The 14,112-nt window shown below is 65.7% G+C and carries 12 protein-coding genes; 6 read left to right on the top strand and 6 right to left on the bottom strand.

Translation table 11 applies throughout. The features are described 5' to 3' along the window. Positions 1 to 2,371: HsdR family type I site-specific deoxyribonuclease (locus tag VD811_08625; GenBank protein ID HXV21035.1), on the top strand; the 2,371-nt coding region annotated here is incomplete at its 5' end. Between the two features lie 33 nt (positions 2,372 to 2,404). Here VD811_08625 and VD811_08620 read toward each other — a convergent pair. Further along, positions 2,405 to 2,971: an HDIG domain-containing protein gene (locus tag VD811_08620; protein HXV21034.1), complete on the bottom strand. Its 567-nt coding sequence runs from the start codon at positions 2,969 to 2,971 to the stop codon at positions 2,405 to 2,407. Between the two features lie 200 nt (positions 2,972 to 3,171). Between VD811_08620 and VD811_08615 the strand changes: the two genes are divergently transcribed. Continuing rightward, entirely contained in the window at positions 3,172 to 4,692 is a 1,521-nt protein-coding gene (locus VD811_08615) for an NAD(P)/FAD-dependent oxidoreductase (protein HXV21033.1), read from the top strand. Between the two features lie 80 nt (positions 4,693 to 4,772). Next, the gene (locus VD811_08610; GenBank protein ID HXV21032.1) at positions 4,773 to 5,927 is read left to right on the top strand and encodes an ATP-grasp domain-containing protein; all 1,155 of its coding nucleotides are present in this window, start codon (positions 4,773 to 4,775) and stop codon (positions 5,925 to 5,927) included. A gap of 43 nt (positions 5,928 to 5,970) precedes the next feature. Here VD811_08610 and VD811_08605 read toward each other — a convergent pair whose 3' ends face one another. The 3 genes from VD811_08605 to VD811_08595 form a co-directional block, all read right to left on the bottom strand. Beyond that, positions 5,971 to 6,636, bottom strand: a complete 666-nt coding sequence (locus tag VD811_08605) for a DUF502 domain-containing protein (protein HXV21031.1) — start codon at positions 6,634 to 6,636, stop codon at positions 5,971 to 5,973. Between the two features lie 115 nt (positions 6,637 to 6,751). Then, complete coding sequence (locus tag VD811_08600) at positions 6,752 to 7,447, bottom strand: pirin family protein (GenBank protein HXV21030.1); 696 nt, start codon at positions 7,445 to 7,447, stop codon at positions 6,752 to 6,754. Between the two features lie 54 nt (positions 7,448 to 7,501). Beyond that, positions 7,502 to 8,464: an NADPH:quinone reductase gene (locus VD811_08595; GenBank protein HXV21029.1), complete on the bottom strand. Its 963-nt coding sequence runs from the start codon at positions 8,462 to 8,464 to the stop codon at positions 7,502 to 7,504. 195 nt (positions 8,465 to 8,659) lie between these two features. Between VD811_08595 and VD811_08590 the strand changes: the two genes are divergently transcribed. The 3 genes from VD811_08590 to VD811_08580 all read left to right on the top strand — a co-directional run bounded on the left by VD811_08590 (position 8,660) and on the right by VD811_08580 (position 11,880). Next, positions 8,660 to 9,607 (top strand): transporter, encoded by a 948-nt coding sequence (locus VD811_08590; protein ID HXV21028.1) that lies wholly within the window; start codon positions 8,660 to 8,662, stop codon positions 9,605 to 9,607. A 238-nt stretch (positions 9,608 to 9,845) separates the two neighbouring features. Continuing rightward, positions 9,846 to 10,547 (top strand): 2,3-diphosphoglycerate-dependent phosphoglycerate mutase, encoded by a 702-nt coding sequence (gene gpmA, locus VD811_08585; protein ID HXV21027.1) that lies wholly within the window; start codon positions 9,846 to 9,848, stop codon positions 10,545 to 10,547. Between the two features lie 139 nt (positions 10,548 to 10,686). After that, positions 10,687 to 11,880 carry a saccharopine dehydrogenase C-terminal domain-containing protein gene (locus tag VD811_08580; protein ID HXV21026.1) on the top strand — a complete coding sequence of 398 codons (1,194 nt, stop codon included), beginning with the start codon at positions 10,687 to 10,689 and terminating at the stop codon, positions 11,878 to 11,880. Between the two features lie 46 nt (positions 11,881 to 11,926). On the opposite strand, the gene VD811_08575 is transcribed toward VD811_08580, so the two are convergent. Next, the gene (locus VD811_08575; GenBank protein ID HXV21025.1) at positions 11,927 to 13,108 is read right to left on the bottom strand and encodes an acyl-CoA dehydrogenase family protein; all 1,182 of its coding nucleotides are present in this window, start codon (positions 13,106 to 13,108) and stop codon (positions 11,927 to 11,929) included. 87 nt (positions 13,109 to 13,195) lie between these two features. Beyond that, positions 13,196 to 14,041 (bottom strand): response regulator, encoded by an 846-nt coding sequence (locus VD811_08570; GenBank protein HXV21024.1) that lies wholly within the window; start codon positions 14,039 to 14,041, stop codon positions 13,196 to 13,198. Between the last annotated feature and the right edge of the window lie 71 nt (positions 14,042 to 14,112).

Genomic DNA, 14,112 nt, shown 5'->3' with positions numbered 1-14,112 from the left:
CAAGAATCACCAATTCTTGGGAGTCAATAACGCCATCGTGGCGGTAGAAAACCTCAAGGAAAACCAGGGGCGGCTCGGGGTCTTCTGGCACACGCAGGGGAGCGGCAAGAGTTACTCGATGGTCTTCTTCTCGCAGAAGGTGCTGCGCACGCTGCCGGGGAACTGGACCTTCGTCATCGTCACCGATCGGCAGGAGCTGGATGGCCAGATCTACAAGAACTTCGCTAACTGCGGGGTGGTCACCGAGGAGGAGAAGCGCATCCACGCCGGCAGCGGCGAGCACCTGAAGGAGCTGCTGCGCGAGGATCACCGCTTCGTCTTCACCCTGATCCAGAAGTTCCGCACCGAGAAGGGGGCAACCTACCCGCAGCTCTCCGACCGCTCGGACATCATCGTCATCACCGACGAGGCGCACCGCAGCCAGTACGACGTCTTCGCTCTCAACATGCGCAACGCCCTGCCCAACGCCGCCTTCATCGGCTTTACCGGCACGCCGCTGATGGCCGGCGAGGAGCTGACCCGCAAGGTCTTCGGCGACTACGTCAGCATCTACGACTTCAAGCAGTCGGTGGAGGACAACGCCACCGTCCCCCTCTACTACGAGAACCGCATCCCCGAGCTGCAGCTCACCAACGAGAAACTCAACGAGGAGATGGAGCGCCTGCTGGAGGAGGCGGAACTCGACGAGGCGCAGGAGCGCAAGCTGGAGCGGGAGTTCGCCCGCGAGTACCACCTGGTCACCCGCGACGAGCGGCTGGAGAAGGTCGCCGAGGACGTGGTGCGCCACTTCGTCGGGCGGGGGCAGCGCGGCAAGGCGATGTTCATCGCCATCGACAAGCTCACCGCCGTGCGCATGTACCACAAGGTCCAGGCCCACTGGCAGCGGGAGATCGCCCACCTCAAGGACGAGCTGGCCGTCGCCCGCCACGACTGGAAGAAGCAGCGGCTCGCCGAACAGCTCACCTACATGGAAGCGACCGACATGGCCGTGGTCGTCTCCCAGGCGCAGAACGAGCTGGAGCTCTTCGCCGAGAAAGGGATCGACTTCAAGCCGCATCGGCTGCGGTTGGTCAGGGAGGACCTGGAGAAGAAGTTCAAGGACCCGGACGACCCCTTTCGCCTGGTCTTCGTCTGCGCCATGTGGATCACCGGCTTCGACGTGCCGTGCTGCAACACCATCTACCTCGACAAGCCGATGCGCAACCACACCCTGATGCAGACCATCGCCCGCGCCAACCGGGTCTTCCGGGACAAGCTCAACGGCCTGATCGTCGACTACGTCGGCGTATTCCGCAACATGCAGAAGGCGCTGGCCATCTACGGCTCGGGAGCAGGGGGCGGGGTAGGGGAGGGCGAGTGTCCGGTCAAGGTCAAGGCCTTCCTGGTGGAGAAACTGCGGGAGAAGGTTGCCGAGACCGAGGCCTTCCTGAACAAGGTCGGCAGCCCCTTGAATGGCATTCAAGCGGCCCGCGACTTTGATTTCATCGCCCGGCGCGACGCGGCGGTCGAAGCGATCCTGGTCAGCGACGAGTCGAAGAAGCAGTACCTCGGCCTGGCCAACTGGGTGGCGCGCATCTACAAGGCGATCCTCCCCGACCCGGCGGCCAACGAGTTCGGCCCGAAACGGGCGGTGATCGTCAACATCGCCGAGGCGATCCGCTCCTTAGACCCCGAAGTCGACATCACCGGCGTCATGGAGCAGGTCGAGGGTCTGCTCGACGAATCGATCGCCGCCGAGGGGTACCTCATCCGCGATCCGAAGGATACCGAGTACGGCGGACCCATCGACATCTCCAAGATCGACTTCGAGGCCCTGAAGGCGAAATTCGCCAAGGCCCGGAAGCGGACCGAAATCGAGAAGCTCAAGGCAGCGCTGGAGCAGAGACTCAAAACCTTGGTGCTTCTCAACCGCTCGCGCATGGACTACCTGGAGAGGTTCCAGCGCCTCATCGACGAATACAACAGTGGCGCCCTCAACGTCGAGGCGGTCTTCGGCGAACTGCTCAAGTTCGCCCGTGACCTGAACGACGAGGAGCGCCGGCACATGCAGGAGGAACTGTCCGAAGAGGAGTTGGCCCTCTTCGACCTGCTGATTAAGCCCGCGCCGGGGCTGACCGAGAAGGAGCGCAAGCAGGTCAAGAAGGTCGCCCGCGACCTGCTCGATCTCCTGAAACGGGAGAAGCTGGTCCTCGACTGGCGCAAAAAGGAAATGACCCGGGCGGGGGTGCGGCAGACCATCGAGATCATGCTCGACTACCTGCCGGAGGTGTTCGACAAGTCCCTGTATGAAAAGAAGTGCGACGCCATCTACCAACATGTCTACGATGCGTACTACGGGCAGGGGCGCAGCGTGTATGGGACGGTGCATTGAGCCCCATGCCCAATTTTTCCCCAAAATAAGTCATCAGAGCCCCAGATCACCGGCCACCTCCTGCATCGCCCGCAGGCAGAGCTCGCAGAACTCGTCGAGCGGGATACCGATCTTTTCGCATTCGGCGATGGTCTCCCGGTCGGCGCCGGCGGCGAACTGCCTCTCCTTGAAGCGCTTGCGCACCGACTTGGGCTGGACGCTGGCGAGTTTCCGGTCCGGATAGACCAGGGCGGCGGCGACGATCAGGCCGGTGATCGTCTCGCCGGCGGCGAGGGCGTGATGGAATACCTCCTGCCGGCGGCGCCCGCCCTGGGCCTGTTCGTTGTGCATCCGGATGGCATCGATGATCTCCGGCGCCACTCCCTTCTCCGCCAGCAACGCCGCGGTCTCCAGGGTATGCGTCTGCAGGTCGGGCCGGGTTTCGGCGTCGAGATCGTGCAGCAGCCCGGCCAGGCCCCACAGCTCCGGGTCGGCGCCGAAGCGCCGGGCCAGGGTCCGCATCACCGCCTCGGTGGCGAGACAGTGGTTCACCAGGTTGGGATTGCGCAGGCGCTGCCGCACCAGGGCGAGGGCCTCGCCGCGCGTGATTCCGTATGTCATGTCGTCCTCCTTGGCCGGAAGGGGCAGGGTGCCGGCCGTCCGTTCCTTCCCTGCGTATCTACTACCACAATACCCCGGCGAGGCAACGCTCGGACGGCGAAACCGCCCGGCTCTGTCATCATCCTGAAGGGCTGCTATACTTTAGGCTCCATTTCCGGCGAGAACCCGGAAGCGATTGCCATGACCAAGGAGCGTTTGCCATGTCCGAAGGAGGATCTCCGAGCTGGAATCCCCGGCATTTTCCCGACGACCCCTTCGATTACCTCGCCCTGGCCCAAAAAGGCCTGCCGCGGGCCGGAAGACCCCGCACCGTCCTCATCGTCGGCGCCGGAGCGGCCGGGCTGACCGCCGCCTTCGAGCTGCTGCGAGCCGGGCATGAGCCCGTCATCCTGGAGGCCTCGCACCGGGCCGGGGGGCGCCTCTACACCATGCGGGAAGCCTTTGCCCCGGGGCTCTACGGTGAGGCCGGGTCGATGCGCATTCCGGAAGTCCACCGCACTACTCTTTACTACGCCCGGGATCTCTTCGGGCTCAGGACCCGCCTGTTTCCCAACGTCGACGTCGACGACCGGGGCTTCTACCACCTCGGGGGCAGGCTTTTTGCCGGCCGGGGGGTGAAGAACGATGCCGATTTCGCCGCCAGGCGGGTGCTGCGCCTCTGGGAGGAATCTCTTGCCCCGATCCGGGAACGGCTGGACTGCGCCGTCGACGACCGGTTTTCGGAGGTCTGGCGGACGCTGACCGAGGAGTTTCGCGACTTCTCCCTGCGCGACTTCCTGGTCCGGGGGCCGAAGCCCTGGTCGGCCGAGGATCTGCAACTGTTCGGCCTGGTCGGCCTCGGCCTGGGGGGATACGATTCGATGCTGGGGATCGCCTTCCTCGAGCTGCTCCGGGTCTTCTACTGCGGTTGGGACCGGGACCAGGTGGAGATCGTCGGTGGCTGCGACCAGTTGGCGCAGAAGTTTCTGTCCACCCCGCCGCCGGGCTGCGGCCGCACCCTGGCAGAGCGGATCCGGTTCGGCGCCGAGGCGGTCCGTATCGAGCAGTCCGGGGCGGGGGTGACGGTCCACTGGCGCGGCCCCGCCGGCCGGGGCAAGATGCAAGGGGATTACCTCATCCTGACCGCGCCCTTCCCGGTTCTGGCCACCACCGTCGAGGTCGATCCTCCCTTCTCCCCCGGCAAGCGGCGAGCCATCCAGAACCTGCACTACATCGCCTCGGCCAAGGTGTTCCTCCAGGTCCGGGAGCGTTTCTGGGAGCCGGCCTCCCCCGGCGAGCCGGCCACGGCCGGCACGACCATCACCGACCTTCCCCTGCGGGCCGCCTATTTCCCCCTCGAACCCTTTCCGCAAACTTGCCGCAGCCTGATCCTGGCCAGCTACACCTGGGCGGAGGATGCCGAACGCTGGTATCCGCTCCGCTCCGAAGAGCGGGTGGCGGCGGCGGCCCGGCAGCTCGGCCGGATATTTCCCGCATTTCTCGACCAGTGCGAGAGCGGGGCTTCCATCGCCTGGCACCAGGAGCCCTTCGCCCGCGGCGCCTTCGCCCTCTTCACCCCCGGGCAGATGGCGATGCATGAAGATATCGTCCGCCCGGAGGGACGGATCCGCATTGCCGGCGAGCACGCTTCCCTGCTCCACGGCTGGGTGGAAGGGGCGGTGCAGTCGGGGCTGCGGGCCGCCCTGCAGATCGCCGGGGAGGCGGCGGCCAACGATGCCTGACACGCCTGGTTTGCAGGTAAAATAAGTCTGAAGGGGGGCAGATTGGAAGTATCAGTAAGTGGCAGGAAGTGGAGTCGTCCATGCTGATCCTCGACTGGCCCTACGTTTCGCGTCTGCTCGAAGAGACCGCTGTTCGTAACCGCCTTCCGGTCCTTGCCGCCGAAGGGCTGCCCCTCATGTTGGGGGAGCAGATGGAGCGGCTGGCGGAGGCGACCTTTTTCGCCCGCTTCCGGCAGGCGGCGAGACCGCGGCTCTATACCAACTCCGAAAACGCCCTGGCCTGCATCGAGCGAAACCTGGGCGACACTCCCCTCTGGCAGGCCACGCTTCTGCTCAAGGACAAGGATGAATTCCGCCGGCGCACCCGGCCTCTCTATCCCCACGTCCATTTTCGGCACCTGCGGCTGGAGGAACTCTCCCGGGTGAGTGCGGCCGACCTCTCCTTCCCGGTGGTGCTCAAGCCGGCGGTGGGCTTCTTCAGCATGGGGGTGCACCGGGTCGTCGATGCGGGAGCCTGGGCCCGCCTGGTCCGTGAGCTGCCTGCCGAACTGGCCAGGCTGCGCGGACTCTATCCCGGCTGCGTGATCGGCCTGGAGGAGTTTCTCGTCGAGGAGTACCTGGAAGGGGAGGAACTGGCCGTCGATGCCTACTTTGATGGGGAGGGGCGGCCGGTGGTGCTGAACATCTTCCAGCACCTCTTCGCCGGGCCGGAGGACACCAGCGATCGCGTCTACTTCACGGGGCGGGAGGTCATCGAGGAGTGGCGGCCGCTCTGCGAACGGGAACTGGCAAGGATCGGCGAACTCTGCGGTCTGCGGGATTTTCCGGTTCACGCCGAGTTTCGCCGCACGCCTCGCGGCATCGTCCCCGTCGAGGTCAACCCGCTGCGCTTCGCCGGCTGGGGCACCACCGACCTGGCGTGGTTCGCCTACGGGATCAATCCCTATGAGGCCTTCCTCTTCGGCCGGCCCCCCGATTGGGGGACGATCCTGTCCCGCTGCAGCAAGGAGCATTTCTTCTTCAACATCGCCGACCTTCCCCCGACTCTCGACCGCAGCCGCATCCGCGCCGTCCGCTACGATGAACTGCGGCGCCTCTTCGGCACCGTCCTCGACTGCCGCCGCACCGACTTCCGCCATTACCCGGTGCTGGCCGTCATCTTCACCCGCTCGCCCGGCTTTGCCGAGGCCGAGCGCTTTCTGCGCGAGGACTTCACCCGCTTCCTGATCACCTGAGCCGGCTGGGCAAAGGTTGCCGAAGCAAGAAAAAACGCCCGGCTCAGCTTTCGACCGGGTGTTCGCTCTGGACGGGGGTGGGGGCGGACGGCGCAGAGTGAGTCGCACGATGGTGCCCCTTGTCGGTGGTCATGCCGCCGGTAACGACAAAACCCATGGCGCGGTGGGTGGAAATGTTCACCGTCTGGACCGAGGTGCGGGGAACGATCACCGTGTAGCCGCCGATCTGGTAGCTCAGGGGGAGGTAGACGGCGATTTCTCCCTCGTTGCCGATCCCCGCCGGCAACCCGCTGAAGTCGCTGCGGGTGACGAAACCGATCATGCGCATCGGCGTCCCGCCGAAATTCAGCTCAACCGCCACCACCTGGTTGAACTGCGTCTCCCGCTTGCTGGTGAAGAAGCCGACGAAGTCCTTGAGGGAGCCGTAGAGGGTCTTGACCAGCGGAATGTGGTTCATCAACTCGTCGCTCAGGTCGAGCAGCCGCCGCACCAGAAACGCGTTGAGCGCCAGGCCGAAGAGAAAGACCACCACCAGCCCGGTCAGAAGGCCCATGCCGGGCAGGTACCAGCCCACCGGCAACAGCACCTCGAGCATGCCGCCGAGCACGATTTCCGCCGAGCGGACCAGCCAGAAGAGGATATAGAGAGTCAGTACGGCCGGTAGTATCGCCACCAGCCCCTGGAACATGATTCTGCCGAGTCGTTTCATATCCACGGATGTCTCCTGGCCCCGTTCGGTTACAGCTTGGGCCAGCGGTATTGTACATCGTCTTTCCGGCAGTTGCACCATTTTCCTGGGCTGTCTCCGCCGCCGGCGGCGGTGGTCAGGCGAGGTCGAAGAGGAGGAAGGCGGTTTCGCTGAAGGCCGCCAGTTCCAGTTCGCTCTCCGCGCTGGCGGCCGCGCCGTCCCCGGCCGCCAGCGGTATGCCGTTCAGGGTCAGCTCGCCGCCGGTCACCTGCAGCCAGGCGTGACGTCCCGGCAGCAGGAGATGCTCCAGGCGGCTGCCGGCGGCCAGGGCGCCGGCATAAAGGCTGACGTCCTGATGGATGACGGCCGAGCCCCCGCGGCCGTCGCGCGAGGCCAGCAGGCGCAGACTGTTGCCGTCGAGAGCGTCGAACCGCCGTGTCTCGTAGCTCGGCGCCAGCCCCTTCTCTTCGGGAAGAAGCCAGATCTGCAGCAGGTGGACCTCAGCGGTCGCCGAGGGGTTGGCTTCGCTGTGGCGGATGCCGGTGCCGGCAGTGATCCGCTGCACCTCGCCGGCGTGGATGATTTCCCGGTGGCCGAGGTCGTCGCGGTGTTCCAGCGCCCCCGCGAGGATGAAGGTGACGATCTCCATGTCGCGGTGCGGGTGCAGCGGAAAGCCGGCGCCGGGCGCCACCCGGTCCTCGTTGATGACCCGCAGGGTGCGAAAGCCCATGTGCGCCGGGTCGTGGTAGGTATCGAAGGAGAAGGAGTGGCGGCTGTCGAGCCAGTCGGCCCGGAAGTGGCCTCTTTCTGCCGATTTGCGCAGGGTGATCATGATGCAATCCTTTCCGTTCGGGCAGTTCGGGCACAAAATGCTGGTGTCTTGTGACTATGGCACCAGCACGATCTTGCCGTAGGCCCCCGGCTCCAGCACCGCCCGGTGGGCGGCCGCTGCCTCGACCAGCGGCAGCTCCCGGCCGACGACGGGGCGCAGGGTACCATTCTCCAGTCCGGCGCCCAGGGCCGCGTGCATGCTTCTTGTTTCGGCCTCGGTGGCGTTGAAGAGGACCATGCCGAGGATCGAACCGTTGCGTCCCATGGTGTCGCGGGGGTCGATCTCGACCGTGCCGCGGCTGCCGATGACGGCGATCCGCCCCCCCATTGCGAGAGCCTTCAGGTCCCGCCCGAGGTTGACGTTGGCCAGCATCTCCAGCACCACGTCGATGCCGTGCTCGCAGGTGAGGCCGGGGATGGCTTCCAGGTAACCGGCGGCGCGGTGGTCGAGCACATGGTGCGCCCCCTGTTCCAGAACCAGTTTTCGACCTTCATCGGTGCCGGCGGTGCCGATCACCCGCATGCCGGCGGCCCGGGCCAGCTGTACGCAAGCGGTGCCGACCCCGCCGCTGGCGCCGTGTACCAGCACGAACTCGCCCGGCCGGGCCGCGGCGCGCGAAAACAGGGCGTACCAGGCGGCGCCGTAGGGGACGCCGACGGCCGCCCCCTGGGCGAAGGAGATCGTCTCCGGCAGGGGGTGGGTCTGATCTTCCCGGCAGAGCACCTGCTCGGCGTAGGTGCCGGAGAGGCTGCCGGCGACGTAGACCCACTCACCGGCCCGGCGGTGACCAACCCCCTCGCCGACCGCCTCGATCACACCGGCCGCATCCAGTCCGGGGGTGTAGGGGAGGGTGGGCCGGGCAGGGTAGGTGCCGGAGCGGATATAGGTATCGACCGGGTTGACGCCGATCGCCTGGATCTGTACCAGCACCTCGCCCCGGCCGGGGATGAGGTCGGGAACCTCTTCCAGGCGCATGACTTCCGGGTCGCCAAATTCGTGGACACGAATCGCTTTCATCAGAACCTCCGTTGGCGATGCAGACGAACTTTTCCTTCATTATCGCCGGTGGGTGTCGTTGTGCAAGTCGCTGTCGGCGCTGGCAGCGCATTGCCGGTTATTCCGAATTGACAAGTTCCCGGTAATCTGCGACCTTGACGGCCTGAGCTGTGGCGCGGTTCCGGCCGCCTTGATTCCGAGTGAAGGAGGTAATTGATGAGACGTCTGATTTCCTTGTTGTTGATGGGGCTGGCGAGCGCACTGCTGCCGGCCGACCCGGTACGGGCCTTCGACCTGCCCCCGGTGAACCTGGGGGCGACGAGTTTTCTCGACGGCGCGCCGCCGTCCGGCCCCGGCCTCTACTTTCAGCAGTACCTGCAGTACTACACCGCCGATGAGTTCCAGGACAAGGATGGCGACCGGGCGCTGCCCCCGTTCGTCACCAAAAACGACCTCGACGTCTGGGTCAGCCTGACGCAGCTGGTCTACCAGTCGGACCAGGAACTGCTCTGGGGCGGCAAATGGGGGATGAACGTGATCGTTCCCTATGTCAGCATCGACCTCGAAATGACGCCGCCGCTGCTGCGGGACAATGGATCGGGGCTGGGGGATATCGTGGTCGGTCCCTTCCTGCAGTGGGACCCGGTCATGGGGAAGAGCGGCCCGCTCTTCATGCACCGCATCGAACTGCAGATGCTCCTGCCGACCGGCAAGTACGATGACGACAAGGACCTCAACCCGGGAAGCAACTTCTTCTCCTTTAACCCCTACTGGGCCGGCACCGTTTTCCTGACGCCGAAGTGGACCGGCTCCTGGCGTCTGCACTATCTCTGGAATGCCGAAAACAACGACCCGAATGATGTGCGTGCGGTCGACGACAGTCAGGCCGGCCAGGCCGTGCACGCCAACTTCGCCTCCGCCTATGAAGTGCTGCCCGGGCAGCTGCGTCTCGGCCTCAACGGCTACTACCTGAAGCAGATAACCGCCAGCGAAGTCGACGGCCACGACGTTTCGGGCCGGGAGCGGGTCTTCGCCGTCGGCCCCGGCCTGCTCTGGCACCTCTCCCGCGACAGCCACCTCTTCTTCAATGCCTATTTCGAGACCGCCGCCGAGAACCGCACCGAGGGCGAGCGGTTCACCCTGCGTTTCGTCCACCACTTCTGAGCCGTTTCAGCGGGGAGGCAGCACCGCCTCCCCGCAGCGCTGCCCCGCCGGCAGCGTGCCGGCGCCAGCCTCCCGACGCGCATCCCGCCTGGTTTCGCAGAGACGCAAGATTTTGCATCTCTGCGACCTCCTCCCCTGAATTGGCAATCGCTCTCACTCTGCTACAATGGCAGAGCGTAGAGGCGCAAGACTTTGCGTCTCAACTGCCTCTGACAGCCTTGAAGTGAGGGAGAACGCCATGCTCAAGCTCGTCTTATTGCGTCACGGCCAGAGTACCTGGAACCGGGAGAACCGCTTCACCGGCTGGACCGACGTCGGTCTCTCGGAGCAGGGGGTGGCCGAGGCGAAAGCAGCCGCTGATCTGCTGCTGCGGCACGGCTTCGTCTTCGACCTCTGCTTCACCTCCTATCTCAAGCGGGCCATCAAGACGCTCTGGATCGTCCTCGAGGGGATGGACCTCATGTGGTTGCCGGTGCACAACCACTGGCGGCTCAACGAGCGCCACTACGGCGCGCTGCAGGGGTTGAACAAGGAAGAGACGGCGCAGCAGGCCGGGCCGGAGCAGGTCCACCTCTGGCGGCGCAGCTTCGATGTGCCGCCGCCCGCCCTCGACCCGAACGATGAACGCCATCCCCGCTTCGATCCCCGCTACATCTCCCTTTCCCCGGACGAGCTTCCGGCAACCGAAAGCCTAAGGGACACCATAGCGCGGGTCCTCCCCTATTGGCAGTCGGCGATCGTCCCCGAGCTGAAGCTGGGAAAGCGGGTGCTCATTGCGGCGCACGGCAACAGCCTGCGCGGGCTGGTCAAGCATCTGGATCAAATTTCGGACGCGGACATTCCAGGGGTCGAGATTCCCACCGGCAAGCCGCTCGTCTACGAACTGGACGGCGAGTTGCAGGTGGTGGAGAGGTATTATCTGGAAGAGAAAGCCCGGTAATGGGTGATTGATTTTGTCTTTCAGCGGTAACGTATAGCCAGTCACGGATTTTCTGCCATACCCACCCGCAACTTGGGCATTGTCGCCATCCTGAGCCAGGGTTTTGGCCGGGAATGTCGGGAAAGGAGCCGACGTAGCAATGGAGCGGAAGCTGCGAGCAATGGTTCTGGGCAGCGGGCTGATGGGTCCGGCGGCGGCTCTGCACCTGATGGCCGATCCCGGCGTTGCGGGGGCGGTGATCGGCGACCGCGACCGGCGCCGGCTGGCGGCGGTCCGCAGGCGGCTGGCGCCCTTTCCCGGCAGCGGCAAGCTGGAGTTTCAGGTCATCGACGTGATGACCGGACAGGCCGAGGTCGTCCGCCGTTTTGCCGAAGTCGACGTGATCGTTTCGGCGCTGCCGCAGCCGGCCAGCGCCCCGGCAATTCGGGCCGCGGCCGAAGCGCGCCGCCCTCTGGTCGATCTGACACTGCCCCCTGCCGGCGAGTGGCTGGAACTGCATCGGCGGGCCGAGGCGGCGGGGGTGCCGGTGGTCATCGGCTGCGGCGTCGATCCGGGCCTGGCCGAGATTGCCGCCCGCCACCTTGCGGAGAGGCTCGACCGGGTCGAGGAGCTGCACCTCTACTGCGGCGGCATTCCGGAGCGGCCGCAGCCGCCGCTGGGCTACCGGATCGTCTTCGGCGGGAAGGAACTGCCGCTGCGCGAGGATGAGGCCGCGGTCGTCGAGAAGGGCGAGCTGCGGCTCGTCCCTCGCTATTCCGGGGTGGAGACGCTCCATTTTCCGGAGATCGGGGAGGTGGAAGCCTATCACGAGGGCTTTGCCCCCTGGCTGCTGGAGTACCCCGCCCTGCAGGGGTTGCGCCGGGGCACCCAGAAGACCCTGCGCTGGCCCGGCTACGCCGCCAAAGCGGCTCTGCTGCGGGAGCTGGGCCTGCTCGGTCGGAAACCGCTGGCGGTGGACGGGGTGGAGGTGCCGCCGATCCGGCTGCTGAATGCCCTGCTCGGGCCGCAAGTGCAACTGCCGCGGGGAGCGCGGGATATTACCCTTTTCCGGGTCGAGGCGAGCGGGGTCGAGGCCAGTCGGCCGCGGCACTACCGCCTGGAGGGGGTCATCCATCCCGACCCGGCTCGGAGGCTCACTGCCATGGCCCGGGTTACCGCCATCACCGCGGCAGTCACGGCGCTGCTGATCGGACGCGGCGAACTGCAGGAGATCGGCCTGCTCACCCCGGAGCGGGCGATTCACGGTCCTCTCTTCGACCGGCTCTTCGAGGAACTTGCCGCCGCCGGCATCCGCTTCGAGCTGATGACGGAGAAGACCGAGCCGGTGTGTTAAAGGCAAGGGAGAGCATGCCGGTGTAGGGGCAATTCATGAATTGCCCCTACGAACCCTCCGTCTCCACTCCCCCGAAGGCATTTATCCCCGTAATCGCCGCGCCGAGGATCAGGGTGTGGATCTCGTGTGTCCCCTCGTAGGTGTAGACGCTCTCCAGGTTGTTCATGTGGCGGATGACGTGAAAGTCGAGGCTGACCCCGTTGCCGCCGAGGATGCTGCGGGCCTCGCGGGCGATGTTCAGCGCTTCGGCGACGTTGTTCATCTTGGCCAGCGAAATCTGCTCCGGCCGCGCCTTCTCCTCGTCGCGCAGGCGGGCGATGCGCCAGGCGAGCAGCTCTCCCTTGACAATCTCGGTGAGCATCGCCGCCAGCTTGCGCTGGGTGAGCTGGAAGGCGGCGATCGGCCGTCCGAACTGGACCCGGCGCACGGCGTAGTCGCGGGCCGCCTCGAAACAGGCGGCGGCGGCGCCCATCGCCCCCCAGGCGATGCCGAGGCGTCCCTCGTTGAGGCAGCTGAGGGCGGCCTTGAGCCCTTCCGCTCCGGGCAGGCGGGCGGCTGCGGGAACCCGCACGTCGTCGAGGATCAGGGTGGAGGTCACCGAAGCGCGCAGCGACGCCATGTGCGGTATCTGCCGGGCCGAGAAGCCGGGGGTGGAGGTCTCCACCAGAAAGCCGCGGATCCCCTCCTCGGTCTGCGCCCAGACCAGGGCGACGTCGGCGATCGAGCCGAAGGAGATCCAGCGCTTGAGGCCGGAGAGGCGCCAGTCGTCGCCGTCGCGGCGCGCGAAGGTCTTCAGGTGCGACGGGTCGGAGCCGGCCTCCGGCTCGGTCAGGGCGAAGCAGCCGATCGCTTCCCCCCGGGCGAGCGCGGGCAGCCAGCGCGCCTTCTGCTGCGCCGAGCCGAAGACCGAAATCGGGTGCATCACCAGGGAGGAGGTGACCGACAGGTAGCTGCGCAGGCCGCTGTCCCCGCGCTCCAGCTCCCGGCAGGCGAGGCCGTACTCGACGCTGCTCGCCCCGCCGAACTCCTTCAGCTTCATTCCCGGCAGCCCCAGCTCCGCCAGGTGCGCGATCAGGTGCCGAGGGAACTCGGCCCGTTCGTACCACCCGGCGATGTGCGGGATGACCTCCCGCTCCACCATCGTCCGGACCCTGCTCCGGAGGGACTTCTCCCTCTCGCTCAGCAGGTCGTCGAGTTGCAGAAAATCGACATTGCACAAATCCGCCATTGCTCCCTCCCTCGCCTGCAGTCAGAGAACTGCCTGTCTGCCTGAAGTATAACGGGAGGAAGACGGACCGCCAGCGGCGCCGGTCGTTCAGAAGAGGCGGTACTGGTTGTCGTAGAAATGGAAGGCCCGCTTGACCCGGGCCCGCACCGAGGCCTGGTTGAGCGGTTTGAGGAGCACGTCGAAAAAACCCTTTTCAAAGGCCTTGAGCTCTTCCTCTTCGGATTTCAGCTGGCCGCTGATGAGGATGACCGGGATGAAGCTGGTCTCGGGGATGTTCTTGAGGGCGTTGAGCAGGCCGTAACCGTCGAGTTTCGGCATCACCAGGTCGGTAATGATCACATGCGGGCTCTCGGCGATGACCGTTCTGAAGGCCTGCATGCCGTCGCTGGCCGTCAGCACCCGGTATCTGTCCTTCTCCAGGATGTCGGTCAGAATCGAGCGGATCAGCTGGTCGTCGTCCACCGCCAGAACCGTGCGTGAAGTCGGGCGGGCGGCCGGCTTGCCGAGGTAATGATGGCTGATCGCCTCGCGGATCTCCTGTTTGGTGGCGATGAAGGGGATGATTTTCAGTCCACTGTCGGCGGCCAGATTGTTACATATCCGCATGTCGGTCGGGTCGGCCATGGCGAGCGCCAGGCGACTTCCCTCCTTTTTCAGGGGGAAGACGAGATGCTGCATCGCCACTTCGATGGGAAGCAGTTCAAGAAGGTCGGGGGGAACGGTGATGCGGACAAGGTTGGTGGCAGTCTTGTAGCCGTGCTGGTTCGCCAGGGCGGCAGCCAGTTCCTCGCCGGTGACCAGCCCCAGGTCTTCCAGGACATTGCCGATTCGGCGATGGAGGATTTCGGCTCGCTGCAGGAGCCGGTCGCGGGTTTTCAGAGAAATGATTCCTTGCTCGACCAGAATCTCGCCCAGCCTTTTTGCGTTAGGCATCGTCTCCCTCCTCTCCTCCCTGCCAGCGGCGTTGCCCTCTGCGGCCTGATTACGCCGCTTCTGCCCGGCCG

This window comes from Desulfuromonadales bacterium (assembly GCA_035620395.1).
Classification (GTDB): Bacteria; Desulfobacterota; Desulfuromonadia; order Desulfuromonadales; family DASPGW01; genus DASPGW01.
This window is presented reverse-complemented; position numbering and strand designations above follow the sequence as displayed.